The following is a 26,127-nucleotide window of genomic DNA, read 5'->3' as shown; positions in this document are numbered from 1 at the left end:
ATAAGCATAGATTTTCATGGGCGTCCTCGAGCAAGATATTCAGTCACAGCTGCACAATCTGAAATCTCAATTAGAGCAAGTTCGATTGACACAAAGAGATACCTCGTTCAAATTTAAAAGAGAACAAAAGGTATTGAAGCGCATCATTGCATCACTGAGTGATGCATGCGGCGGTGAAGATCCAAGACTGAAGTCAGGGCTAACCGAACTTAGACAAGCCATAGAGCAACAAAAAGATGTCAGTTCTCTTATCCCGAAGTTGGCAGTACTTGAGCGCTTGCTTAAGCAACAGAGTGTGGCTATGGAAAAACAAACGGAGCATCTGGATTCCCAGATAAAACACAGCGGTGAAACCCTGTTACGTGTGACTGGGCTACCTGCCAAAGTAAAGCGTGACCTGCGTGACCTGCTCAGCTATTCCAACGGTGTCGAACGCCCGAAAGCCGATTCGGCAATGAAGCTGCTTGCCATTTACGAACGCTCCCTGAAAATCATCACCTCCAACCCTGATACTGCCATCAATCAAATTACCAATAGTGCTGATAAAGAACTGCTATTGCGACTTTCTGATGAACTTCAGCATGTCATTACTGAACTGGACTTTGAAGGCGAATCTGGTGACTTACTGACAGATATCCGCGCTAAGCTGCTCCTCGGTGTCAATACACACGTGTTGATTGAACTGACTCTGCAAGTACTTAAGCTGGTTATCGAAGGCACAAAATACGAGCGCAAGACCTCAGAACAATTTCTCGAGCAAGTTAATGCTTCCCTCTCCTCAACGCTGAAAAGCTCTTCGCAGAATGTCGATCAAAGTCAAACCTACTTTGAACATCGTCAGGAAATGAATGGTGAGCTGGATGAATTAGTTGCTGAGACTAAGGCCAAAGTCGACACGGCTAGCTCTCTCGATTCGCTGCAAACTCAACTCAACCCATTATTAGCCAAGCTAAGTTCTCTTTCTGAACGTCTTCATCATGCAGAGCGACGTGAACAAGCACTGATCGAACGTATGGGCTATGGCAAGAGTCAGTTAGAAGCTTTATTCGAGGTGACACAAGATTACCGTCGACGTCTGGAAGATCAAGCTCAACGCGTCCTCTTAGATCCTTTGACCAAGGTTTACAATCGCACAGCGTTTAATGACCGCTTAGAGCTGGAATATCGACGCTGGATACGCTCGCAGAACAACTTGCGTATTATTTTGCTCGACATTGATGGCTTTAAAGCAATTAACGACAGCTTCGGCTACACCGCCGGAGACAAGGCGTTAAAAATCATCGCTCGTACCATCAAGAAAGAACTGTCTGACACCGACACTGTCGCCCGCTTTTCAGGTGAAGAGTTCATCGTACTGATGCCAGATAGCTCAGATAATGATTGCTTTAATACTATCCAGAGCATTCAGAGCAAAGTGGCCAAACTGCCGTTCAAATTTCGCGAACAAAACTTGGTCATTACCATGTCAGCATCCAGCACTGGTTTTAAAGAATCCGATACGCCAGAGGAAGTACTGGAGCGTTTAAATCGCGTTCTCAACGAAGCCAAAACCATTGGCCCTAACCAGCTTGTTTGGAAATAACCCTACCCCCTCCTCCTTCCCAAAAGCCATTCATGCCTTGATTGATGTAGATATATCAATCAGTTAGCCTTTTATATCCGTCAAAGCGTGCTAAGCTTGATAGTACCTCTCGCGATTCCATCGCTTGATTAGCAGCCATTATCGCGCTGAGGCACAACAACAATAAGAAGGGTTTTGTAGAGAAGTTTTCTCTCATCAAGGAGGTCACTATGATCACTCACATCAGTCCGGCTGGTAGTATGGATCTGCTTTCTCAACTCGAAGTTGAGCGTCTTAAGAAAACTGCCGCCAGTGATCTGTATCAGCTCTACCGAAATTGTACGCTTGCGGTGCTGAATTCAGGTAGCCACACAGATAACTCCAAAGAACTGCTCGATAAATACAAGTCGTTTGATGTTAACGTGGTTCGCCGTGAACGCGGCATCAAACTCGAACTCAGTAATGCCCCTGAGCACGCTTTTGTTGATGGGCACATCATCAAAGGGATTCAAGAGCATTTATTCTCCGTGTTGCGTGACATTGTCTACGTCAACATGCACCTTGCAGACAACCAACGCCTCAACTTAACCAATGCTAGTCACATTACCAATCTAGTGTTTGGCATCTTGCGTAACGCAGGCGCCTTAACCCCTGGTATTGAGCCTAACCTAGTGGTCTGTTGGGGTGGTCACTCCATTAACGGTACGGAATATCAGTACACGCGAGAAGTCGGCCATGAACTAGGCCTGCGCGAGCTTAACATCTGTACAGGCTGTGGCCCTGGTGCGATGGAAGGCCCAATGAAAGGCGCTGCAATTGGTCACGCAAAACAGCGTTACTACGATCAACGTTACTTAGGCCTAACCGAGCCATCCATCATTGCGGCTGAGCCACCAAACCCTATCGTCAACGAACTGGTCATCATGCCAGATATCGAAAAGCGTCTCGAAGCGTTCGTGCGTATGGCACATGGCATTGTTATCTTCCCTGGCGGCGCAGGGACAGCAGAAGAGCTGCTTTATATTCTTGGCATCATGATGCACCCAGATAATGCCCACCAGCCTCTGCCTATCGTCCTAACAGGTCCAAAGGAAAGTGAAGAGTACTTCCGCTCCATTGACCGTTTCATTGGCGAGACATTAGGCGAAGAAGCTCAGCGCCATTATGAAATAGTGGTTGATGACCCAGAAAAAGTCGCGCAAATCATGAAACGTGGAATGAGCGATGTTCGCCAACATCGTAAAGACACAGGCGATGCTTACAGTTTCAACTGGTCGCTGAAGATTGAGCCAGAGTTTCAGCTGCCATTCGAACCAACACATGACAATATGGCCAGCCTGGATCTGCATCTCAATCAGCGTCCGGAAAACCTGGCAGCGGCTCTAAGGCAGGCCTTCTCAGGCATTGTTGCGGGTAACGTCAAAGCCGAAGGGATTCGAGAGATTGAACGGCATGGTCCATTTGCCCTTGATGGCGATGCTACGCTAATGAAGAAAATGGATAAACTTCTGCGTGACTTTGTCGAGCAAGATCGCATGAAATTGCCCGGTGGAACCGCGTACGAGCCTTGTTACCAAATTAAGACCTAGTTTAACAACTGGCAATCTCTCCCCCATGCTTTACAATAAGGGCTTCTCAGCCCTTATTTTTTTGATTTTCATGTCTATTCATCTTGTTATTATCGACGCTCTGAATCTCATTCGACGTGTCCACTCAGCGCAACCAGACCCAAACGACATAGCAAGAACCATTACCACAACGACACGAACACTGAATCGAATCATCAACGAATCGCAACCAACGCACATCATCGCGGTATTCGATCATCACCTCCAAGAAAGAGGTTGGCGTGCTGACGTCCTCCCTGAATACAAGCAAAACCGAAAACCCATGCCAGAGCCGTTACTTAACGGCTTGGATGCAATTCAGCAAGCATGGTGGGAACTGGGGATTGATTCTCTGCTGTCTGAAGGCGATGAAGCAGATGATTTGGTGGCAACATTGGCAATGAAAGTGGCGAGCCACAAAGAAAAGGTGACGATCATTTCAACAGATAAGGGCTACTGCCAGTTGCTGTCACCAACTTTACAGATCCGCGATTACTTTCAACATCGCTGGCTTGATGCACCTTTTATTGATAAAGAATTCGGCGTCAAACCCTCTCAGCTGGCTGACTACTGGGGGCTGGCAGGCGTGAGTTCTAGCCAAGTGCCAGGAGTTCCAGGTGTTGGCCCGAAGGCGGCCAAAGAAATCCTTACACAGTTTGAAGATATTGAACAAGCCTATACATCCGATGAGCTGGTTGCTAAATATCGCAAGAAACTGGATGAGCACATTGATTCAGCCCGCCGATGTAAAAAAGTTTCTGCACTGAAAACAGACATTGAGTTAGGTTTCAATCTACAAGATATTCGCTTTACCGGTGCCAATACTCCAACAACCTAACGCCTGACTAACATCAAGCCTTTGATTATAAAACAATGTTTATAAAATCTGTTGTGAAATCCTTTGCTTTCACACAGTTAACATTCATTTAATCAATACCAGATTGAGTGTTGATTAAATTTCAATCAACATCACAGCACTACTGACTAATTTCTCTATTTTTCATAGCTCCAATAACAAGGAGCATAATAATGAAAAATACTATTTTACTAAGTCTTGCTGTTGTCTTTTCACTGCCAGCCGTAGCACAAACCTGCGGTCAGCACCTCGACGTTGGCTTACCTTCCTATCAATCTGATCAAGTCCTTTGCCGCGACGGCTACGCGGTAGGCTACAACTACCAGATGAAAAACGCAGACTGGGTTGCTTACCACATTACGGCAGACAGTGTGAACGCCAGCTATAAACGCAGTAACAGTTTCAAAGAGGACACTGAACTGCCTGATTACGCACGCTCAACCCTCGCCGATTACAGTGGCTCTGGTTACGACCGTGGACACCTTGCCCCTTCAGCAACAATGGACTTTAGTCAGGAATCAATGACACAAAGCTTTTTGATGAGCAATATGTCACCTCAGCTTCCGGGCTTTAATCGAGTCGGCTGGCGTATTTTGGAGGAACATGTCCGCGATCTCGCCAATGAATATAACGAACTGTACGTCGTGACTGGGCCAATTTATCAAGGCGGTGAAAGCAGCATTGGCGACAATGTCGTGATTCCAAGTGCATTCTATAAAGTCATTCTTGACCCCTACTTCAACGATGCAATTGCGTTTGTAGTCCCACATCGTGATGTTTCCAGTAGCGAACTGGCAAGCTTTGTCACCACTATTGACGATGTCGAACAACAAACCGGGCTGGACTTCTTCTCACTACTTAGTGATAGCGTTGAGAATTCAATGGAGTCTCAGCTTTGGGAGATGTGGCCTACATCTGAGTAAATGTAAAAAACGCTCCCGAGGGAGCGTTTTCTTATCTTGGTGAGATGTTTGATAAGCACTGAACATGAACCGTGATCTCTTCACGATCATGGTAAAGGTGTTTCGCCTGAAGCTTAAATTTCACTTTGTTCTCAATCAGGAAGATCTTGAGATTTTCAATATCTTCTAGAACTTCATCGTAACGACCTTTCATAGGCAATTTCAGGTTAAATAACGCTTCTTTGGCCCATCCGCTGATGATCCACTCACCCATTAATTGAGCAACGCGAGACGGCTTCTCAACCATGTCACAAATAAGCCAAGTCACGTTTTTACGTGCAGGCTCAAATTTGAAGCCATCTTCCTGATGATGCTTAACCTGACCGGTTTCCATCAGGCTGTCGGCCATCATGCCATTGTCCACCGCATGAACAAACATCGAGCGCTTAACCAACTGATAAGTCCAGCCTCCTGGGCACGCGCCTAAATCGACACCCCACATACCAGCAGCAAGACGTTCATCCCATTCTTCTCGTGGAATGAAGACATGAAACGCTTCTTCTAACTTAAGCGTTGAGCGGCTTGGTGCATCTGCTGGGAATTTGAGACGTGGAATCCCCATAAAGAACTGTGAGTTATTGCTTGGCAGAGAGTAACCAACAAAGCAGTGGCCAGGAGCAACAAAACAAATATGCAGCACAGGCTTTTTAGGGCTGTCTTTCGGGAACAAAATGCCTTTGCCACGCATGGCTTGGCGCATAGGAACCGTGAACTTACGACAAAACTTAAGCAGTTCTTTCGCTTCATTGGTATCCGGCGTTTCGATGCGGATATCGCCACAACGCGGGAAAGACTCAACCTCGCTGAGTTCCTCTAAAATAGGAGAAATACGATCTTCACGTGGAAGGTCTTTAATCTCCACCGCAACCGCAAACATCTGACGTGCGAAAATCAGCGACTTAAAGTCGAGTTCTTTCGCCAGACGTTCTGCATCACCCGGCTGATAACATTCAAACAGTACGTAACCAGTGTTGTTTTTTACACGAGGGAAGCCAAACACTTCAAGTTGGGTAGCGCGATCCTGAATCTCTCCAGCACACTCTTTTTCAAAACCAGCTCGGCAGTAGAGCATTAAGTGTTTCACTGATTCACCTCTTTAATCTGTAACGCTGCGAAAACAAACAGTCCCCAGCCAAGCATAAAGGTTAAACCGCCAAATGGAGTAATAGGTCCAAACCATTTGATTCCGGTTAATGCAAGGGCATAGAGGCTGCCACTAAAACAAAAGATGCCGATGATAAAGCAATTTGCAGCAAGGGCGAAATATTTTTGCGCTTTCTCAGCCATCCCCATCGAGAGTAAGACTCCACAGAGCAAAATCGCTAGGGCATGAATAAATTGATACTGGACGCCTGTATTAAAGACCTCCAGTAAATAAGGTGATAATGATTGCTTTAACCCGTGTGCGGCGAAAGCGCCAAGTGCGACGCCAACTCCGGCAAATATTCCACCAACGGTAAGTAACTGCTTACTTTTCACCATAGCTCTCCAATATAAAATCAGCTAAATGCTCAACCGCCAAAGCGATATTGCCCGCTTCGGTGTGACCAGAGCTCTTTCTAGGTTTGAAACTATGATCGCCATCAGGGATAAATTTCACCTTGATGTCATCTGAGAGAGCGAAATCTTTAAACTCTTCTTGCTTACCAAAAGTATCCCTCTCTCCTTGAAGGATTAAACACGGCTTATCGAGCGTCGCTAGATGCTCACCTTTGTACTTTTCGGGCTTACCCGGCGGGTGAAAAGGAAAACCTAAACAAGCAATCGCTGCTACATTACCGTCTTCAGCAAGCAAGCTGGCCATGCGCCCGCCCATGGATTTCCCACCAATCACAACCGGTACATCAGAAAACTTGGCAATCACAGCCTGATACGCTTCCAGAAGCTTAGGCGCTCGATCTGGCGGACGACGTTTACCATCTTCGGCACGTTTCACCATATAAGGGAAGTTAAAGCGGACAACTTGTATCCCTTTATGCGCTAGCCCTTTTGCCACTGCCGCCATGAAATCATGCTCCATACCAGCTCCCGCACCGTGAGCAAAAATAAAAACAGGGTTGCCTTGCTCACCATCAATCAGGAAATCAGTCATCAAGCAACTCCTCTTGCTCACTTTGTGCCTTGGCAAGCATCCAGTCACGGAATGTAGCAATACGCCCCATGTCGGCCTGTTTATCATGGCACACCACGTAGAACGCGTTCTTAGACACTAACACTTCATCAAATGGCGCAATCAATCGCCCAGCTTCCATTTCTGGTTGAGCTAACACGTTGTTGCCTAGCGCTACCCCTTGCCCGTGAGCAGCGGCTTGTAACACCATCGTAGAGTGGCTAAAGATAGGCCCGTGGTTGACATTGATCCCTTCAATACCATGTTCTTTCGCAAACTGTTTCCAGTCTTTACGTGAAGTGTCATGTAGCAGAGTATGTTTCTTCAAGTCAGTTAGAGTTTCTAATGGTTTATTGCTCAATAACAGGGATGGTGAACAAAGCGGAATAAGGAATTCCTGATAGAGTTTATCCGCACGCAGACCTGGCCAATTTCCTCGACCATAGTAAATTGCCACGTCAACATCGTCGGTAAGGGAGCCTTCATCCATATCAACCGCTTTAATACGAACATCAATATCCGGTTCCTGCTGATTAAAGTCAGCCAGACGCGGAACCAACCATTGGATCGCAAAGCTTGGCGGCAAACTGATCGTCAATGCGCCTTTCTCACTGCGCTCTAGCACTTTATCTGTGGCTTCTGAAAGAGAAGTAAAAATATCTTTTATATCCAGAAAGTAGCTTTGACCTTCTTCCGTCAGCAGTAATGAACGGTTGCGTCTTCTAAAGAGCTTCAGGCCAAGAAACTCTTCTAACGCTTTGATTTGATGGCTAACTGCAGCCTGAGTCACAAATAACTCCTCCGCAGCTCTAGTAAAGCTCAAATGACGTGCAGCAGCTTCGAACACTTTCAGGGAGTTCAAAGGTGGCAATCTTCTAGACATGGTGCCCTTCCATAAATTGGATTAGTTTTTTTAATCTGAAACATTATAAAATGTCCATTGCCTGACGACCAGAGAAATTCTATATTTCCTCCCGCAGCAAGAGCCAGAACGGCTTGATTCCTTCGTGGAATCAATTGGCATATTGTTGCGATGTTGTGTTTGCAAACTCGTATTTCGAGTTAGGTAGGTTTCTACCAAGTTTCGCCTCTCTAACTAGAGACGAAACACATACTTCCTGTATTTATTTTGACCTGTCTGTCAAATTATTTAGCACCGCCTTATGGCGGTGTTTTTTTATCTGTTTAACTTACCCTAGATACCATTTTGGTATCATGACAAAGTCATCAAGAGCCATACAAATAAAAAAGCGCAAACCGAATGAACGATTTGCGCTTTCTAGATTCATAAAGCCTCTATTAAGGGCGGTAAACCTTAACGTTAGCAAAACCTTGCTCTTGAAGGTATAACGCTTGTAGGCGGCTCATGACGCCACGATCACAGTACAGCAGGTAAGTCTTAGACTGATCTAAATCACCAAACTGTGTACCCAACTTATAGAAAGGCAGGTGTTTCACTTCAACACCGTCGATCTCAAGTGGATTATCTTCTTCTTCTTCTGGGCTACGGATATCAAGAACAATCGCGTGTTGCTCAACCGCCTGCACCTGCTCTACTTCCGGTGCTGCCGCTTCCGTTTCTTTAGCAATATCACGGATATCCATCTGACGGGCATCACGAACCACTTGCTCAAGAATACTGAAATCGAACTTGTCTTCTTCTGCATCAAGTTTAACTTTGACTGCTTTCACTGTTGGCTTCTTCGAAATCACACCACAATACTCAGGCATAGTCTTCGCGAAATCTTCAGTACCGATGTCGCGCGCTAGGTTGATGATGTCTTCTTTATCCCAGTTGATAAGCGGACGCAGAATCAACGTATCTGTCACGTTATCAATATGGCGCAAGTTCGTGAGCGTCTGGCTTGATACCTGGCCCAATGCTTCACCGGTTACCAAAGCTTGAATACCAAACTTCTCAGCAACCATACCAGCGGCACGCATAAACATACGCTTGAGGATAACGCCCATTTGACCATCATCGACCTTCTCGAGAATCTCAGCCACAACTGGCTCAAAATCAATCGAGATAAAACGTACCTTGGCAGAAGAGCCGTACTTGTTCCAAAGGTAGTGAGATACCTGCTTAACACCGATTTCGTGTGCTGGACCACCAAGATTAAAGAAACAGTAATGAACTTTAGAACCACGTTTGATGTGTAGGTAGCTTGAAACACCAGAATCAAAACCACCAGAGATAAGGCTCAATACGTCTTCCTGAGTGCCTAGCGGGAAACCGCCCAGACCTTTGTGACGTTTAATTACTTGGTTGAGCTTCTCGTTTGCCACTTCCACTTTAACCGTCACATCTGGGTTACGCAGTTTCACGCTCGCGCTTTCAATCGCTTGGTTCAGACCACCACCAACATAACGCTCTAGCTCAATAGAAGTGAAATCATGCTTACCACGACGCTTAGCTCGAACAACAAAGGTTTTGCCCTCAAGGCTAGGACGATTGAGCTCAAGTACTTGCTCGAAGATATCGTGCAAATCTTTAAACTCTGATTGCTGAACTTCCAGAACATGGTGAATACCTGGAGTTTGAGTCAACACTTCCACTGTTTCTTTGTAGAATTCATCCGTTTCAGATGTGACTTCAATATGGTCGCGACGATTGAAAACAGCTACAGACTCTGTACGACTCTTAATAATGTTACGGATATTACATTCAAGAATCTTTGTGAAGCGCTTACGCACAGACTCACTTTTTACAAAAATTTCTGGATGGGGCTTTACGATAAATTTCATAATTCACTTCACAAGTTAACTGTTTCGCTATTTTCACGCTCAACGGAGCCTAGCAGCTGTGTTTAGCTTTAAGCTGCCTCTAAGGGCGCAAGATTATACATGAAGCAAAGACCATAAAAAAGACGAGCATTTCGCTCGTCTTTTCTTAGTTCGTACTTGGTAAGGATGGAACTTCATCACTATAGAGAGGTTCCCCTTGCATAATACTGATTTCAACGCGGCGGTTACGTGAACGCTGCGCTTCGGTATCATTTGGCCCAAGCGGCTGCGTATCTGCCATACCGCGGACTTGAAGACGCTGATGAGAGAAATCACGAACTTTTTCCATCTCCTGTGCGACTGATACAGCTCGTTGAGCGGAAAGATCCCAGTTGGAGCGATACAACTCAGAGTCAATTCGCTGGTTATCTGTATGACCAGAGACACGCACTATCCCCGGAATATCTTTGACTAACTCCGCAATCTGTCTGACTAACGGACGGAACTTAGGCTGAAGGAATGCAGAACCTTCAGGGAATGCCCCTTTCTCTCGAATACGGATATCAATCTGCTGGCCTAAATTCTCAACTTCAATCGCGCCTTGCTCAATTTCACGCTCCAAAGCTTTCTTGATGCTCTCCATCAAGGTTTCCAGCTCCTGAGAAAGCTCCGCTGACTGCTGCTGTTCGCTGTCTGATTCAGAGTTTTGACTATCCTGTGTCGAAGTGTCCGGTGACTTACCACCTGTTTGCTTACCTTTATCACGCTGCGTACCACCAGCACGATCTGATTCACCTTCATGAAACTCTAGTGTCTGCTGAGTAATATCAATGGTTTGCTGCATGATGACATCAATCGGGGTCGGCTCAGGTCGGCCTGGGCGAAACTCCTGCGCAATGATACTGGTACCCTTAGGAATATCTTTTACTTCCAGTCGGTTCTGTACACCGAACGCAAACTTCATTGAACCTGCAATCTGCTTGAACTTCAGTACGTCCATCTCAGAGAATGACAACAGAAGTACGAAGAAGCACATCAACAGTGACATCAAGTCAGCAAATGTTCCCATCCATAACGGTAAACCGGGGGGTGGGCATTTTGGTTCTTCCTCTTCCATACCAGCGACCTTACTCGTTATCTACATCAAGAGCGCGCTTACCTTCGTTGAGGTAATTCTTCAGATAGCTGTCGATAACGCGTGGGTTCTGTCCATCCTGAATAGCGAGCACACCATCCATGATTAGGCGACGGTTGAGTTTTTCCTGATCGCGGCGCAGTGACAATTTGTCAGCAATAGGGAAGAACACCATGTTAGATAAGATTGCGCCGTAGAGCGTCGTCAGAAGTGCGACCGCCATGGCTGGGCCGATCGCTTTCGGGTCATCCATGTTGGACAGCATGGCAACCAGACCAACTAGCGTACCGATCATCCCCATTGCAGGAGCAACGTCGCCGAAAGCTCGGAATACACTAGCACCAAAGTCATGGCGCTCATCAGTCAGGACAATATCTTTTTGCAGTGCCGCACGCACGACGTCAGCATCATGGCCGTCGACCAGTAAATCAATGCCTTTCTGCATGAAGTTGTTAGTGATCTCCATTTCTTCAAGAGCCAGGAAGCCACCTTTACGTGCGGCGTCCGCCATTTCGACCACTTTAGCAATCAGATCTTCAGGTTCATCGACTTTGAACATGAAGGCTTTGCCCGCAATCTTAGCCGCGCCGAAAAACTGCCCCATGGTAAATTTCATCAGGACAACGAAGGTCGAGCCACCAACTACGATTAGAATAGAGGTCACATCGACGAACATCATTATGCTTCCGCCCAGAATCATCGCCATGATTACGAAAGCAAAGCCGCCAATGAGCCCTATCAGCGTTGCTAAATCCACAAAGCACTCCTCATGCTATCTTTTAAGCTTCTGGTAAATTATATCGGCAACATCTTCAGATCTTTAGTGTTTTATTGGTATCGCACTCACACAAATATAGATGTTATGGCGACAGAGTAAACTAGACTAAAGCAGTGACGTGACCTTTATAGATAATATTGACCGCGCCAACTCGATTTTTCTGTCAATTTTCCTCGGTTAAATTTGACCATCATTACCTGCTAAGGTAACTTTCGTGCATCTTTTCAAATGTAGAAATATTATGGCGAGCAAGAAACCTGAAAACATGTCCTTTGAGGCAGCAATTGAAGAACTCGACTCTATTGTTGAACACCTTGAAAACGGTGATCTGGCTCTTGATGACGCACTGAAAAAGTTCGAACGTGGTATCGCGCTTGCCCGTGAAGGTCAGAGTAAGCTAAGCGATGCAGAACAACGCGTCAGTATCTTACTACAGAACGACGATGAGACCCCGCTTTCAGAGTTCTCGACTCAGCCAGAATAATTACCACAGAAGAATTGCTCCTATGCACGAGGCGTTAACCTCTCTACAACAAAGAAACAATCGACAATTAGAGCGCTGGCTAAACCAGCTTCCTCATCAGGAACAGCCTCTGATTGAAGCTATGCGCTACGGCCTGCTATTAGGTGGAAAACGCGCACGCCCGTTTCTGGTCTATATCACAGGCCAGATGTTGGGCTGTAAGCTGGAAGAGTTAGATACCCCAGCATCGGCGATTGAATGCATCCATGCATACTCGCTTATCCACGATGATTTACCTGCGATGGACGATGATGAGCTTCGTCGTGGACAACCAACCTGCCATATCAAATTCGATGAAGCTACAGCGATCCTGACTGGCGATGCCCTGCAAACCTTGGCATTTACTATTCTTGCTGATGGCGAATTGAGCCCTGAAGCAGAAACCTATCGTATAAAGATGGTGAAAGCACTGGCAGAAGCATCCGGCGCAAATGGTATGTGCCTAGGACAAGCTTTGGACCTATCGGCAGAAGGTCAAAAGGTATCGCTTGCAGAGTTGGAAAACATTCACCGTAATAAAACCGGTGCACTAATGAAATGTGCAATCCGGCTTGGAGCGCTTGCTGCAGGGCAGAAAGGCTCTGAAATCTTACCTCAGTTAGACCAGTTTGCTGACGCTATTGGCCTAGCGTTTCAGGTTCAAGACGACATTTTAGATATTATCAGTGACACAGAGACCTTAGGTAAACCTCAAGGTTCTGATCAGGATTTAGACAAAAGTACTTATCCTGCACTGCTAGGATTAGAAGGCGCTATTAACAAAGCTCACACTCTGTTAACGGAAGCTCTTCAAGCTTTAGAAGCAATCCCATACAATACAGAATTACTCGAAGAGTTCGCCCGATACGTCATCGAGCGCAAGAACTAAACTAAAAGCGCGCATTTATATGACTCTTGATATTTCAAAATATCCAACACTGGCTCTGGCAAATACTCCAGATGAACTACGTAGCCTTCCTAAGGAAGCTTTGCCTACGCTGTGTGACGAATTACGCACCTACTTACTGAACTCTGTCAGTCAATCCAGCGGTCACCTAGCCTCAGGCTTAGGTACTGTGGAGCTTACAGTGGCGCTTCACTATGTGTACAACACCCCGTTTGATCAACTGGTTTGGGATGTTGGCCATCAAGCATATCCGCACAAGATTCTGACAGGTCGCCGAGACCAAATGTCGACTATCCGTCAGAAAGACGGGCTGCACCCTTTTCCTTGGCGCGAAGAAAGTGAGTATGACACGCTATCTGTCGGTCACTCATCAACCTCTATCAGCGCTGCGCTAGGTATGGCGATCAGCGCGGAGAAAGAAGGTGAAAACCGCAAAGTGGTCAGCGTGATTGGTGATGGTGCAATTACCGCAGGTATGGCATTTGAAGCTATGAACCACGCAGGCGACGTTCATTCGGACATGCTAGTCGTGCTGAATGACAACGAGATGTCGATCTCTGAAAATGTCGGAGCACTGAATAACCACCTTGCTCAGGTGCTTTCTGGCAGCCTCTACACCTCTATTCGTGAAGGCGGAAAAAAAGTACTGTCAGGCGTTCCACCAATCAAAGAACTGGTTCGCCGCACTGAAGAACATCTTAAAGGCATGGTCGTACCCGGCACTCTGTTTGAAGAATTGGGTTTTAACTACATTGGACCGGTTGACGGTCACGATGTTAACGAACTGGTCAAAACATTGAAGAACATGCGTGAACTAAGAGGTCCGCAATTCCTTCATATCATGACTAAGAAAGGCAAAGGTTACGAGCCTGCAGAGAAAGACCCTATCGGTTATCACGGCGTGCCTAAGTTCGACCCTGCCCATACTTCATTGCCAAAGAGCAGCGGCAGCAAGCCAACCTTCTCTAAAATTTTCGGTGATTTTTTGTGTGATATGGCCGCTCAGGACCCGAAATTGATGGCCATCACGCCAGCGATGCGTGAAGGTTCCGGCATGGTTCGCTTCTCTAAAGAATACCCACAGCAGTATTTTGATGTCGCGATCGCGGAACAACATGCCGTCACCTTGGCAACAGGTATGGCGATTGCGGGCAACAACCCAATTGTCGCAATTTACTCTACTTTCCTTCAACGCGGTTACGACCAGTTAATTCACGACATCGCCATCATGGATCTCCCAGTGATGTTTGCGATTGACCGTGCTGGGTTAGTCGGTGCTGACGGTCAGACTCACCAAGGTGCGTTCGATCTGAGCTTTATGCGTTGTATTCCAAACATGGTCATCATGGCACCAAGTGATGAGAATGAATGTCGCCAAATGCTCTACACAGGACATAAGCACACTGGGCCAAGTGCTGTACGTTACCCTCGTGGGAGCGGCATCGGAACTGAAATTGAGCAAGATTTCACTGCGTTAAAAATTGGCAAAGGCCGAGTCGTACGAAAAGGTGAAAAAGTGGCGATTCTCAGCTTCGGTACCTTCTTAGGCAATGCACTGGAAGCGGCTGAAAAACTCAATGCGACTGTTGCTGATATGCGTTTTGTCAAACCACTTGATGAAGCTTTGATCAAACAGCTTGTTGATGAGCATGATGTGATTGTCACATTAGAAGAAAATGCCATCGCAGGCGGCGCTGGTGCTGGTGTGATTGAGTTTATGATGCAAGAAAAACTCATTAAACCAGTACTGAATTTAGGCCTTCCTGACCAATTCATTGCTCAAGGAACTCAAGATGAGCTGCACCAAGCGCTCGGATTAGATGCCACAGGCATTGAGCAGTCAATTCGAAATTACCTCGAAAAATAGCGCTCAGTTCAGCTTACATTACTGCTAAAAAGCTCTCTTTCGAGAGCTTTTTTCATTCTATTCAGGCATCTGCCAAGCAAACTCATCGCAAATCTTCTGCCATGTATCATCGACTTTCGCTTTAATCAGCACCGTTTGGTTAGTAAACGGGTGCACAAACTCTAAGCTTGAGGCATGCAGAAGCAAGCGGTGGGAGTCATAGACTTCTCTAAACAATTTGTTGTGCTTGCCATCGCCATGCGTGGTATCACCGACTATCGGATGACGAAGGTGAGCCATATGTCGTCTGAGCTGATGTTTACGCCCAGTCAGAGGCTTTAATTCCATCAAACAGTAACGAGTCGTGGGAAACTTTCCTGTTGAATAAGGGATCTCTGCTTTTGCCAATGTGTGGTAATCGGTGATCGCTTCCTGAGCCTCCTTCTCTTGGCTCGCATGCTTATCGGCGATCTTATCCAGCTCAACCTTTAAGGCATAATCTAATCGTCCCGCCTCTTCAATCCAACCTCGCACAATGGCGTGATAGGTCTTGACCATTTCATGGTTGGCAAACATAGGCATCACTTGAGAGGCCACATCACTCGACAACGCAAAAATCAGTACACCCGACGTCGGTCGGTCAAGACGATGAAGTGGAAATACATGTTGACCAATTTGGTCACGCAATGTCTGCATCACAAACTGAGTTTCGTGTTTATCTAACCAACTACGGTGAACCAACATCCCAGCAGGCTTGTTCACGGCAACAAAGTACTCGTCCTGAAAAACAATATCTAATATCACGCACAGGCCTCATCTATCGCTCTAAGTAGATCAAGTAATGGAGTATATGCCCCATGCTCTTTCCAACACTCTTCAAAGTAAGGCGTAATCGCAAAGCCCGCGGGTAAAGGCATCTTCTGCTCAAGAAGATATGCCATTTTTGGTAAAAATACCCACTGTAACCATTGTTCTGGTTGTAACGTATCGACCGCAAAAGGTTCAGCACTTTGTAGTGCTTGGTCAGCAGGCTTGTGTCGTTGCCATAGTTTTAGCTCGCGCATGACAGAGGGTAACTGGTCTAGAAGTGGTACTAATTGCTGTTCTTTTGTCATAAACCTGAGGGGAAACCTTGAAATTAGGCATAAGAGTACCATTTATAGAGGAAAGAAAGTTAGGACTATTCAGCAATGGACACCATTCATACCCTCAGCCAGTTATTAACCAATAGTGAATGCCAATATCAGGTTTACGATCTAGGGCGCCGAATCAAACACATAGACAGCAAAGTGTTTGCCGATGTAGAAAAAGGCCTTCAACCCTATCCGTTCCCTTTACAACGCAAAGCGCATCTCGCGATTGCTTACTGGAATGAACACAAGCAACCGTGGATTTGGTTTTTAAAGTTTGAGCTGGATGAGCGTGGTCTATTGAAGCAGGCTGATGTAGGCAACTTCATTAAATATGTCGTTGAGGCGATGGGAACGCGCTTGAGTCAGGAAATGACGGAAGAGCAGCAACAAAAGCTATCGAATAACCCTTATACCTATAAGCCTGCTGAAGATAAAATGGCTGTGTTTCACAGTCAGATAAGAGCTCAACTCGACTTACCATGCAGTCAGTACTATGAGCACGCACAGCACTACTTTTCTGGAGGTCTCGGCTGGGACAAATGGCAGACCGTCGGCCTTCAAGGTGTAACCGATATCTGTGCTCGCCTTGGACACAACCAAAACGGCGTCAACTTACGTAAAGCACTAAAGCACCTGCCTAATGAGCCCCTTTATGCCTTGTTAGGAGCGCTGGAGCACACTCCTTTGCCGGATAAACTGGCAGAGCGTTTACAAGAAATGGCCCTTGAGCAGATAGACAGCAAAGACCCAGATATCTTCCTCCTCGGCGCTCTCGCTCGTGCATTGTCTGGAGCTAACACGTCGTATTCAGGAGTGATACTCGACAAAATACTCGCGTCTCCTCGCTTAAGTCATCAAGAAGTGTTGATTGGTGTAGCAGGCCGCAGTTGGTACCTTCTCCGCGACCCACAACGTGCGCAGCAATTTCTTCTGCGTTTAGCTCAGACTGGAAATCAGGCACTATTTAATCAACTGTTTGCCGATCTGGTGATGCTGCCTGAATTGAGAATGGTGTTATTACCCCTGCTTCATTCTGCACCATCTCAGGAGCTGGCAGAGGCACTGGTAAAACTTCAACAAGCGACTAAGGGCTAAAAGATGATCGGTGACCTTCTAGCCATTCTGGGATTGGTATTCGGCTGTTTTTTATTCTGGCAACAGAGAAGACAAGCTGAGTTAGCCAAATCAATCGCGGCCAACAAATGTAAGCAGCTCGATTTGCAATTGATCAGCGTCGCGCTAAAAGGTCATAAACTGAAAACGCCAGACGGAATCTGGCGTTGGCACTCTGTTTATCAATTTGAGTTTTCATCGCTTGGTGATGACTGCTACCAAGGCAAGTTGATCATGCAAGGCTTTCGACTGATAAAGGTCGATCTGCCACCTCATCGGATGTAAATACATACTGATTATACGGGCCAAATGCATCACGATTTTGACCGCATAACTCAAAACCCAGCTTGCCTAGAATACGAATCGATGGCGTGTGCTCAATGTTGGCTGTTGCTGATACGCGAGTTAAGTTGAGATCCCGCACCGCCTTAGGGAAAAAGGCCTTCAGTACTTCACTGGCGTATCCCTTCCCCCAATAGGCTTTATCAAAGATATACCCTAATTCCGGCCCACTATCCAAATGATAGATAAATACATGCCCGATATATTCTCGTGAATGACTGTCTAAAACAGCCAACGCATAAATGGTGTGATCATGTAAAACTTGCTGGAAAAGTTGTTTTGCTGAAGAAACAGTGTGCGGTCCATTCATCTCAGCTCGATTCTTGGCACAACAGTTAAGCATCAAGAATTCTGACTGTAATGATTCATTGTATGGCACCAGTAATGTTCGGCGAGTTACGATAGTCACAACACATCCTTATTGACAGCATGCCCCCGAAGCACAGGGGCTATTTTTTGTTTCCAAACGTAGAAACAAAGCCGAAAAGTTATACCAACTGATAGGTTTAGTTATTGATCTAGATTGTTATTTTGACGTTGTTAGTGTGAGTTATGCCTAAGGTTAAAGAAAAGCCCCGATACGCAAATATCGGGGCTATAGTCTTACTCGTAGCAGTCCGGCCACAAAAGGTGCTCCATGCATCTTCCTTAATAGTCACTGAATCCTTCAGTGTTATCCTGGCTTCGCCGTCCTAGCGGTGTCCTAATCGTCCTGATAGCTAACTGACCTGTTAGCGCACGTCACTAGTTCCCTGAGCGGTGTCCTTTGCATCATCCTGATAATGTCACGCCTCTTCCCAGAGGGGCCCTATCCGTCCTTAGTACTGAGTTCCCATCAGTAACTGCTTCCCTACAGTATCCTTCGCTCCTTGCTGACTAGCACTCCTTACTAGCCAAATCTTCGTCCCGAAGATGTTCAGTCCTTAACGTTCCTGTTCCGTGTCAGCATCCCGTCCAACACTTGGTAATTTACCCTACCTCTTTCTATAAGCAATGCGATAAACGAATGCTCAGGTTACATAAATACGCTATTTAGATTTAATATCAAACAAATTCAACAACATAAAATAACAATGCGTTTATCACACCTGTGTAAGACTGTTTTATCGCACACTAAGCGTAAGAGATCTCGCACATTACAAGCGTGCATTTTCTATTCGCATTCACAGGATACGTTGAGTATCATGACGCTAAACGCATTCAAGGAGGTCATATGCTCACTCAAGATGTTAGTCAGGAGCTTAAGGAAGTTTTAGAACAGCTCCAAAAAGAGGGTAAGGAGCCAACCGTCGCCTTGGTGAAAGCACGCCTTAGTACAGCCATCCCTATGCCCGCTCTTATAACGACAATTAAAAGCTGGAAAAGTGCTAACCGTGTTCCCAAAGTAGAAGTCGCTGCTAAAACAGCTAATGACGCATGCAGAATTACTGAGCTGGAAAAACAAGTCGCTGAGTTGACCACTAGGTTGGCACTATTAGAAGAGAAGATGGCGAACTCGTAAGTGAGTTTATCTCGCTGATAAGACCCAGAGTAAAAATCCACCTGCATAGCAGGTGGCTTTGGTTGGCCCCCTATAAGGGGGCTCACTGCTATTTATCTAACCCTAGAAGCATTTGTCGCTCCTCTTCTTCTTTCCCCACACGATCTTGGTGCCTGACGTATCTACGTATAATTTCCTCGTTCATCCCTACCGAATCAACAAAGTAACCTCGTTGCCAGAACTTATTACCCCAGAGCTTTTTCTTTCTCAAATACGGAAATTTGTTAAACAACCTAATCGCTGTACGACCTTTAACAAACCCCATGTAATTTGAGATACTCATGCTCGGCGGAAGCCTCACGACTAAATGGACATGATCAATTTGGACGTTAAGCTCGACAACCTTGCATTTCTTCATATTGCTGTAAACGTAGATACTTCGATACAGCTCTTTGCCTAAATTTCCTTTCAGAATCTTTAGTCGATATTTAGGTGTCCAAACAATATGATATTGGCACCGATGATAAACGTGTGAAGCGGATTCATATCTGCTCATGTTCGTTATTTCCTTCATTTGTTGGTTGCAAACGAGGACATCTTGAACATGAGCGTTCTTCGGGCAAAGCCCAAAAGAACGATCACCACCTTCTAAAGAAGGTGGTTTAGGGCCAGAAAATAAAAAAGGCTTGGCGCAATGCCAAGCCTTTGTTTGTTTAGGCAGACTGGTGAATTACCAACCTGTTACTTCACGTAGACCTTTACCGATGTCTGCTAGAGACTTAACCGTCTTAACGCCTGCTGCCTCTAGAGCTGCAAACTTGTCTTCCGCTGTACCTTTACCACCAGAGATGATTGCACCAGCGTGGCCCATACGTTTACCTGGAGGTGCAGTAACACCAGCGATGTAAGAAACTACAGGTTTAGTCACGTTCTCTTTGATAAACGCCGCTGCTTCTTCTTCTGCTGTACCACCGATCTCGCCGATCATTACGATAGCTTCAGTTTCTGGATCTTCTTGGAACAGTTTTAGGATATCAATGAAGTTTGAACCTGGGATTGGGTCACCACCGATACCAACACAAGTAGACTGACCGAAGCCTTCATCTGTAGTCTGCTTAACCGCTTCATACGTTAGAGTACCAGAGCGAGAAACAATACCTACTTTACCTTTCTTGTGGATATGACCAGGCATGATACCAATCTTACACTCGTCAGGAGTGATTAGACCTGGACAGTTAGGACCGATCATGCGAACGCCAGTTTCTTCTAGCTTCACTTTAACGTCGATCATATCTGTTGTAGGGATACCTTCAGTGATCGTTACGATAAGCTCGATACCTGCATCAATCGCTTCTAGGATTGCATCTTTACAGAAAGGTGCTGGAACGTAGATAACTGTTGCTGTTGCGCCAGTTGCTTCTACTGCTTCACGTACAGTGTTGAATACAGGAAGACCAAGGTGAGTTTGACCACCTTTACCTGGAGATACACCACCAACCATCTGTGTACCGTATGCGATAGCTTGCTCAGAGTGGAAAGTACCTTGACCACCAGTGAAACCCTGACAGATTACTTTGGTGTCTTTATTAATTAGTACAGACATTATTTGCCCTCCGCAGCAGCAACAACTTTCTGAGCTGCGTCAGTTAGTGACTCAGCAGCGATGATATCAACATCAGAATTAGCAAGAACTTCGCGACCTAGGTCTGCGTTAGTACCTTCAAGACGAACAACAACAGGTACGCTTACACCTACCTCTTTAACTGCACCAATAATACCTTCTGCGATCATGTCACAACGCACGATACCACCGAAGATGTTTACTAGTACTGCTTTTACATTGTCATCAGATAGAATGATCTTGAATGCTTCTGCTACACGCTCTTTAGTCGCGCCGCCACCTACATCTAGGAAGTTAGCTGGCTTACCACCGTGTAGGTTTACAATATCCATTGTGCCCATTGCTAGGCCCGCACCGTTAACCATACAGCCAACGTTGCCATCTAGAGCGACATAGTTCAGTTCCCACTGAGCAGCATGAGCTTCACGCTCATCTTCTTGTGAAGGATCGTGCATTTCACGCAGCTTAGGCTGACGGTACATAGCGTTTGAATCGATGTTAATCTTGCCATCTAGACAAAGCAGGTTACCTTCACCAGTAACAACTAGTGGGTTGATTTCTAGTAGTGCTAGATCGTACTGAGCAAACATAGTACCAAGACCCATGAAGATCTTAACGAACTGCTTGATCTGGTCACCCGCTAGGCCTAGTTTGAACGCAAGTTCACGGCCCTGATAAGCTTGAGGACCAACCAATGGGTCGATCGCAGCTTTGTGGATTAGCTCCGGCGTTTCTTCCGCAACTTTCTCAATCTCAACACCGCCTTCCGTTGAAGCCATGAAAACGATCTTACGGCTTGCACGGTCAACAACCGCACCAAGGTAAAGTTCGTTAGCAATATTAGACGCTTCTTCAACAAGGATTTTTGTAACAGGCTGACCATTTGCATCTGTTTGGTAAGTTACCAGGTTCTTACCTAGCCATTTTTGCGCAAATTCTTTTACGCCATCTTTTGTGTCATGTAGTTCAACACCACCCGCTTTACCGCGGCCACCAGCGTGAACCTGACATTTAACAACTTTTTTCTCTGTGCTAATGCGTCCCGCAGCTTCGAAAGCTTCTTGAGGGGTATCACACGCATAGCCTTCCGGTACAGGCAAACCGAATTCTGCAAACAGCTGTTTGGCTTGGTATTCATGCAAATTCATTTTGATATTCCGTTTGTTTTCCCTTGAGGGATTATTATGTCCATGACGCTTTGATCGAAACGACCTAACGTCTGTAGGGTCTTCTCAATTAAACCACTAGCTATCCAATTCAATAACGAGTGCTTCAAATGAAGGCTGAGCGTTGAGCGTGCTCAGCCTTAGAAACTTTAGGCACCAGATTACCAAAATCAATCTGGTGCCTGAGTTAATTACACGTCAAGAAGTAGACGTGCTGGATCTTCCAGTAGCTCTTTGATGGTAACCAAGAAACCAACTGACTCACGACCATCAATCAAACGGTGATCGTAAGAAAGTGCAAGGTACATCATAGGTAGAATTTCTACTTTGCCATCAACAGCCATTGGTCTCTCTTGGATCTTGTGCATGCCAAGAATCGCTGATTGCGGCGGGTTGATGATTGGCGTAGACATTAGTGAACCAAAAACACCACCGTTAGTGATAGTAAAGTTACCACCCATCAGCTCGTCTACTGTCAACTTGCCGTCACGACCTTTGATCGCTAATTCTTTGATGCCTTTTTCTACATCAGCAAAACCTAGCGTATCGCAATCTTTTAGGACTGGAGTAACTAGACCACGAGGCGTAGAAACCGCCATGCTGATGTCGAAGTAGTTGTGGTAAACAATGTCATCGCCATCAATAGAAGCGTTTACTTCTGGGTAACGTTTCAGTGCTTCGGTAACCGCTTTCACGTAGAAAGACATGAAACCAAGACGGATGCCGTGGCGCTCTTCGAATTGATCTTTGTACTGCTTACGAAGATCCATGATTGGCTTCATGTTTACTTCGTTAAACGTAGTCAGCATTGCCGTGTTGTTTTTCGCTTCAAGCAGACGATTTGCAACAGTTTTGCGCAGACGCGTCATAGGAACGCGTTTCTGGCTGCGAGCAGCTGCTGGCGCTTCGGCTACAGGAGCGTCTGCTTTCGGTGCAGCTTTGGCATTCGCAAGGTGCGCTTCAATATCTTCGCGCGTAATACGACCACCAACACCTGTACCTTTCACTTGGCTTGCTTCCAAGTTGTGTTCAGCAAGAAGACGACGTACAGCTGGGCTCAACGCATCGTTGCTTTCTTCACTCAGAGACGCTTTGTGACGCTTATCTGGAGACGCTTCCGCTTCCTCAGTCGTATCTTTTGTTGGCTCACCAGCAACAGCACCAGGTTTAAGTTTAGCAATCAGTTGCTTAGAAAGAACGGTAGCACCTTCTTCTTCGATGATAGCCTCTAGAACACCCGCTTCAGGAGCCGGTACTTCTAGAACTACTTTATCAGTTTCAATGTCAACCAGAACTTCGTCACGCTCTACCGCGTCACCTGGTTGTTTGTGCCATGTTGCTACTGTCGCATCAGCAACAGATTCAGGTAAATCTGGAACCAGAATTTCAATTGTCATATCTGTTTCTTCCTTTAACTTCAGTTCTTAGTCTGAAGCTTTTGTATTCACGGTAAGTGCGTCTTCAATCAACGCTTTCTGTTGTTTCAAGTGTACTGACATGTAACCTACTGCAGGTGATGCTGACGCTGGACGTCCAGCGTATTTAAGATCTGCACCTGCCGGAATAGCAGCACGGAAGTTGTGTTGGCTTGAGTACCAAGCACCTTGGTTTTGCGGCTCTTCCTGACACCAAACGAAATCTTCTACATTTGTGTATTGCTCGATGGCAGCTTTAACCTCTTCCAGAGGGAATGGGTAAAGTTGCTCAATCCGCACAATCGCTACGTCTTCTTGCTCGTTGTTACGACGTTGTTCTAATAGGTCGAAATACACCTTACCTGAACAGAAAACGACGCGTTTCACTTTCTTAGCATCCAACTTGTCTATCTCAGCAATCGCTGGCTGGAAGGTACCTTCCGCAAGCTCTTCAATAGATGACGTACATAGAGGATGACGAAGCAATGACTTAGGAGACATCACGATAAGAGGACGGCGCATCGGGCGCACAACCTGACGGCGAATCATGTGGTACACCTGAGCTGGCGTAGATGGCACAACAACCTGCATGTTTTGCTCAGCACAAAGCTGTAGGTATCGCTCCAAACGTGCGGAAGAGTGCTCTGGTCCCTGACCTTCATAGCCATGTGGCAGCAACATTGTCAGGCCACACAGACGCGCCCATTTTTGCTCACCTGAGGATATGAACTGGTCAATAACTACCTGAGCACCATTAGCAAAGTCACCAAATTGCGCTTCCCAAATAGTTAGGCCGCTTGGCTCTGCTGTGGCATATCCATACTCAAATGCCAGCACGGCCTCTTCTGACAAAACAGAGTCATAAACTTCAAACGGACCCTGCTTGTCATGAATATTGGCCAATGGCACAAATGTACTTGCATCCGTTTGGTTGTGCAGAACTGAGTGACGGTGGAAGAAAGTACCACGACCCGAGTCCTGTCCAGAAATACGAATACGCTTACCATCATCAACAAGAGTCGCATATGCCAGTGTTTCTGCCATACCCCAGTCAATCGCTTTCTCACCACTTAACATCGCTTTACGATCATTGTATAGCTTGTTAACACGGCTCTGTAGCTTGTGGCTTTCTGGGTACTGACAAATGCGCTGTCCCAACTCTAGCAAACGTTCTTTTTGGAACTCACTGTCCCACTCAACGTCCCAATCATGCCCAATGTACGGAGCCCAGTCGACAGAGTGAAGAGCCATTGGACGCCACTCTTTAACAACGACTTCACCACGATCCAAAGCATCACGATATTCATTTACTAGCTGAGTAGCGGTATCAATACCAAAGTCCCCACGCTCAATTAACACGTCAGCGTAAAGCTTACGTGGCGTTGGATGCTTCTTAATTTTTTGATACATCAATGGCTGAGTAGCGTTTGGCTCATCCGCTTCGTTGTGACCATGGCGACGGTAACAAACCAAATCAATCACAACATCACGCTTAAACTCGTTACGATAATCAAGAGCAATGCGAGTCACGAATGCAACTGCCTCTGGATCATCAGCATTAACGTGGAAAATTGGTGCCTGTACCATTTTCGCAATATCAGTACAGTACATAGTCGAACGCGTATCGTTCGGGTTTGACGTAGTGAAACCAACCTGGTTGTTCACAACAATGCGAACAGTACCACCAACCCGGAAACCACGAGACTGAGACATGTTAAATGTTTCAGCAACAACACCCTGACCTGCAACTGCAGAGTCACCATGAATAGTGATAGGAAGAACAGTACTTCCCTCAGTATCACCAAGACGATCTTGACGCGCGCGAACCGAACCAATAACTACTGGATTAACAATCTCAAGGTGAGACGGGTTGAAAGCCAGTGCTAAATGCACATCGCCGCCTGGGGTAGCAAAATCTGCAGAGAAACCTTGGTGATACTTAACATCACCAGTACCCCATGTTTCGTCATGTTTACCCGCAAACTCGTCGAACAGATCCTGAGGCTTTTTACCTAGAACGTTGACCAGCATATTCAAGCGACCACGGTGTGCCATACCAATAACAACTTCGCGCATGCCGTTTTTACCAGCGTGGCGAATTAGTTCTTTCGTCATTGGAATGAGCGCATCACCACCCTCTAGCGAGAAACGCTTCGCACCAGGGAACTTAGCGCCCAAGTATCGCTCTAGGCCTTCTGCAGCGGTCAGCTCTTCAAGAAACTCTTGTTTCTCTTCTTTTGAAAAAGAAGGCTTACCTACCACTGATTCTAAACGTTGCTGGATCCAACGTTTTTGCTCAGTGTCTGTCATGTGCATGTATTCTGCACCAACGGAGCCACAGTAGATTTTATTGAGAGAGGAGTAGATGTCTTTCAGCAACATGGTCTCTTGACCAATTGCAAAAGAACCGACGTTAAACGATTCTTCGAAGTCATCTTCGGTGAGATTGTGGAATGCTGGGTCTAGCTCCGCCACTGTTGGACGTTGCCATAAACCGAGTGGATCAAGTTCTGCAGCTTCATGACCGCGGAAACGGTATGCGTTAATAAGTTGAAGAACTTTTACTTGCTTAGCGTCGACATCTGGATCACTAACTTGGACATTGTAATGCTTTGTTTCTTGAGCGAGTCGTCGGAAGTAGTCGCGGACACGCGAATGAGGCTGCTCAACAACCTCTTCAGAAGGCTTAGGCAAGCCATCAAATACACGTTTCCACTCCTCACTTACCAGATCGGGATCACTTAGATACAGTTCGTAGAGATCTTCTACATAAGTTGCATTGGCGCCAGCCAAGTGTGAAGACTCGAGCCATGCCTTCATCACGCCGTTGTGCATATTTTCCCTTAACCAGTAGTTTTCACGTTTG

25 protein-coding genes are annotated in these 26,127 nt (G+C 46.1%); 10 read left to right on the top strand and 15 right to left on the bottom strand.

The window, feature by feature from the left end; all coding sequences use genetic code 11:
* Positions 1–16: 16 nt before the first annotated feature.
* The 4 genes from FIU99_RS04085 (at position 17) to FIU99_RS04070 (ending at position 4,947) form a co-directional block, all read left to right on the top strand.
* Positions 17–1,582: a GGDEF domain-containing protein gene (locus FIU99_RS04085; RefSeq protein ID WP_006959550.1), complete on the top strand. Its 1,566-nt coding sequence runs from the start codon at positions 17–19 to the stop codon at positions 1,580–1,582.
* 209 nt (positions 1,583–1,791) lie between these two features.
* Positions 1,792–3,150 (top strand): nucleotide 5'-monophosphate nucleosidase PpnN, encoded by a 1,359-nt coding sequence (gene ppnN / locus FIU99_RS04080; RefSeq protein ID WP_006959551.1) that lies wholly within the window; start codon positions 1,792–1,794, stop codon positions 3,148–3,150.
* 70 nt (positions 3,151–3,220) lie between these two features.
* On the top strand, positions 3,221–4,006 hold the full coding sequence (xni, locus tag FIU99_RS04075) for a flap endonuclease Xni (RefSeq protein WP_038156618.1): 786 nt from the start codon (positions 3,221–3,223) through the stop codon (positions 4,004–4,006).
* A gap of 191 nt (positions 4,007–4,197) precedes the next feature.
* Complete coding sequence (locus FIU99_RS04070) at positions 4,198–4,947, top strand: DNA/RNA non-specific endonuclease (RefSeq protein WP_006959553.1); 750 nt, start codon at positions 4,198–4,200, stop codon at positions 4,945–4,947.
* A 31-nt stretch (positions 4,948–4,978) separates the two neighbouring features.
* Here FIU99_RS04070 and rlmM read toward each other — a convergent pair whose 3' ends face one another.
* The 7 genes from rlmM to pomA form a co-directional block, all read right to left on the bottom strand.
* Positions 4,979–6,070: a 23S rRNA (cytidine(2498)-2'-O)-methyltransferase RlmM gene (rlmM, locus tag FIU99_RS04065; RefSeq protein WP_006959554.1), complete on the bottom strand. Its 1,092-nt coding sequence runs from the start codon at positions 6,068–6,070 to the stop codon at positions 4,979–4,981.
* Complete coding sequence (locus tag FIU99_RS04060) at positions 6,067–6,465, bottom strand: DUF423 domain-containing protein (RefSeq protein WP_029236195.1); 399 nt, start codon at positions 6,463–6,465, stop codon at positions 6,067–6,069. Before FIU99_RS04060 ends, rlmM begins: the two co-directional genes overlap by 4 nt.
* Complete coding sequence (locus FIU99_RS04055; protein ID WP_038156612.1) at positions 6,455–7,078, bottom strand: alpha/beta fold hydrolase; 624 nt, start codon at positions 7,076–7,078, stop codon at positions 6,455–6,457. Before FIU99_RS04055 ends, FIU99_RS04060 begins: the two co-directional genes overlap by 11 nt.
* Positions 7,071–7,979, bottom strand: a complete 909-nt coding sequence (locus FIU99_RS04050) for a transcriptional regulator GcvA (protein ID WP_019276541.1) — start codon at positions 7,977–7,979, stop codon at positions 7,071–7,073. Before FIU99_RS04050 ends, FIU99_RS04055 begins: the two co-directional genes overlap by 8 nt.
* Before the next feature lie 416 nt (positions 7,980–8,395).
* A complete protein-coding gene (gene thiI / locus FIU99_RS04045; RefSeq protein ID WP_006959558.1) occupies positions 8,396–9,844 on the bottom strand; it encodes a tRNA uracil 4-sulfurtransferase ThiI in 1,449 nt (482 codons plus the stop codon).
* 145 nt (positions 9,845–9,989) lie between these two features.
* Positions 9,990–10,940 (bottom strand): flagellar motor protein MotB, encoded by a 951-nt coding sequence (locus tag FIU99_RS04040; RefSeq protein WP_039951715.1) that lies wholly within the window; start codon positions 10,938–10,940, stop codon positions 9,990–9,992.
* 10 nt (positions 10,941–10,950) lie between these two features.
* Positions 10,951–11,715 carry a flagellar motor protein PomA gene (gene pomA, locus FIU99_RS04035; protein WP_019276544.1) on the bottom strand — a complete coding sequence of 255 codons (765 nt, stop codon included), beginning with the start codon at positions 11,713–11,715 and terminating at the stop codon, positions 10,951–10,953.
* 262 nt (positions 11,716–11,977) lie between these two features.
* On the opposite strand from pomA, the gene xseB reads away from it, so the two are divergent.
* From xseB to dxs, 3 genes are read left to right on the top strand one after another with little or no spacing between them, the layout of a single operon-like run.
* Positions 11,978–12,220, top strand: a complete 243-nt coding sequence (xseB, locus tag FIU99_RS04030; protein ID WP_006959561.1) for an exodeoxyribonuclease VII small subunit — start codon at positions 11,978–11,980, stop codon at positions 12,218–12,220.
* Between the two features lie 22 nt (positions 12,221–12,242).
* Entirely contained in the window at positions 12,243–13,127 is an 885-nt protein-coding gene (gene ispA / locus FIU99_RS04025; protein ID WP_006959562.1) for a (2E,6E)-farnesyl diphosphate synthase, read from the top strand.
* Between the two features lie 19 nt (positions 13,128–13,146).
* The gene (gene dxs, locus FIU99_RS04020) at positions 13,147–15,012 is read left to right on the top strand and encodes a 1-deoxy-D-xylulose-5-phosphate synthase (protein ID WP_006959563.1); all 1,866 of its coding nucleotides are present in this window, start codon (positions 13,147–13,149) and stop codon (positions 15,010–15,012) included.
* Between the two features lie 57 nt (positions 15,013–15,069).
* Here the strand turns inward: dxs and truC are convergent, their stop codons facing one another.
* The gene (truC, locus tag FIU99_RS04015) at positions 15,070–15,735 is read right to left on the bottom strand and encodes a tRNA pseudouridine(65) synthase TruC (RefSeq protein ID WP_231115506.1); all 666 of its coding nucleotides are present in this window, start codon (positions 15,733–15,735) and stop codon (positions 15,070–15,072) included.
* 56 nt (positions 15,736–15,791) lie between these two features.
* A complete protein-coding gene (locus tag FIU99_RS04010; protein ID WP_006959565.1) occupies positions 15,792–16,106 on the bottom strand; it encodes a YqcC family protein in 315 nt (104 codons plus the stop codon).
* A 75-nt stretch (positions 16,107–16,181) separates the two neighbouring features.
* Between FIU99_RS04010 and FIU99_RS04005 the strand changes: the two genes are divergently transcribed.
* Together FIU99_RS04005 and FIU99_RS04000 are read left to right on the top strand one after the other, a co-directional pair.
* Positions 16,182–17,219 (top strand): DUF3549 family protein, encoded by a 1,038-nt coding sequence (locus tag FIU99_RS04005; protein WP_006959566.1) that lies wholly within the window; start codon positions 16,182–16,184, stop codon positions 17,217–17,219.
* 3 nt (positions 17,220–17,222) lie between these two features.
* Positions 17,223–17,522: a DUF3301 domain-containing protein gene (locus tag FIU99_RS04000; RefSeq protein ID WP_006959567.1), complete on the top strand. Its 300-nt coding sequence runs from the start codon at positions 17,223–17,225 to the stop codon at positions 17,520–17,522.
* Here FIU99_RS04000 and FIU99_RS03995 read toward each other — a convergent pair.
* Positions 17,470–17,988, bottom strand: a complete 519-nt coding sequence (locus FIU99_RS03995) for a GNAT family N-acetyltransferase (RefSeq protein WP_031342745.1) — start codon at positions 17,986–17,988, stop codon at positions 17,470–17,472. The two genes, FIU99_RS04000 and FIU99_RS03995, sit on opposite strands and share 53 nt — an antisense overlap.
* A gap of 804 nt (positions 17,989–18,792) precedes the next feature.
* Between FIU99_RS03995 and FIU99_RS03990 the strand changes: the two genes are divergently transcribed.
* The gene (locus FIU99_RS03990) at positions 18,793–19,080 is read left to right on the top strand and encodes a hypothetical protein (RefSeq protein WP_006959568.1); all 288 of its coding nucleotides are present in this window, start codon (positions 18,793–18,795) and stop codon (positions 19,078–19,080) included.
* An 88-nt stretch (positions 19,081–19,168) separates the two neighbouring features.
* On the opposite strand, the gene tnpA is transcribed toward FIU99_RS03990, so the two are convergent.
* The 5 genes from tnpA to sucA form a co-directional block, all read right to left on the bottom strand.
* Positions 19,169–19,615, bottom strand: coding sequence for an IS200/IS605 family transposase (gene tnpA / locus FIU99_RS03985; protein ID WP_039951144.1), 447 nt, complete (start codon positions 19,613–19,615; stop codon positions 19,169–19,171).
* 174 nt (positions 19,616–19,789) lie between these two features.
* Positions 19,790–20,662 carry a succinate--CoA ligase subunit alpha gene (gene sucD, locus FIU99_RS03980; protein WP_006881309.1) on the bottom strand — a complete coding sequence of 291 codons (873 nt, stop codon included), beginning with the start codon at positions 20,660–20,662 and terminating at the stop codon, positions 19,790–19,792.
* Positions 20,662–21,828 carry an ADP-forming succinate--CoA ligase subunit beta gene (gene sucC, locus FIU99_RS03975; protein WP_006959569.1) on the bottom strand — a complete coding sequence of 389 codons (1,167 nt, stop codon included), beginning with the start codon at positions 21,826–21,828 and terminating at the stop codon, positions 20,662–20,664. The genes sucD and sucC overlap by 1 nt, the downstream gene beginning before the upstream one ends.
* A 209-nt stretch (positions 21,829–22,037) precedes the next feature.
* Positions 22,038–23,243 carry a 2-oxoglutarate dehydrogenase complex dihydrolipoyllysine-residue succinyltransferase gene (odhB, locus tag FIU99_RS03970; protein WP_006959571.1) on the bottom strand — a complete coding sequence of 402 codons (1,206 nt, stop codon included), beginning with the start codon at positions 23,241–23,243 and terminating at the stop codon, positions 22,038–22,040.
* Positions 23,244–23,270: 27 nt separating this feature from the next.
* Positions 23,271–26,096 (bottom strand): 2-oxoglutarate dehydrogenase E1 component, encoded by a 2,826-nt coding sequence (sucA, locus tag FIU99_RS03965; protein WP_006959573.1) that lies wholly within the window; start codon positions 26,094–26,096, stop codon positions 23,271–23,273.
* Positions 26,097–26,127 lie beyond the last annotated feature (31 nt).

The organism is Vibrio sp. THAF64, from assembly GCF_009363455.1.
Lineage (GTDB): Bacteria > Pseudomonadota > Gammaproteobacteria > Enterobacterales > Vibrionaceae > Vibrio > Vibrio coralliilyticus.
The sequence above is the reverse complement of the archived record's forward strand: the minus strand, read 5'-3'. Positions and strand labels throughout refer to the sequence as shown.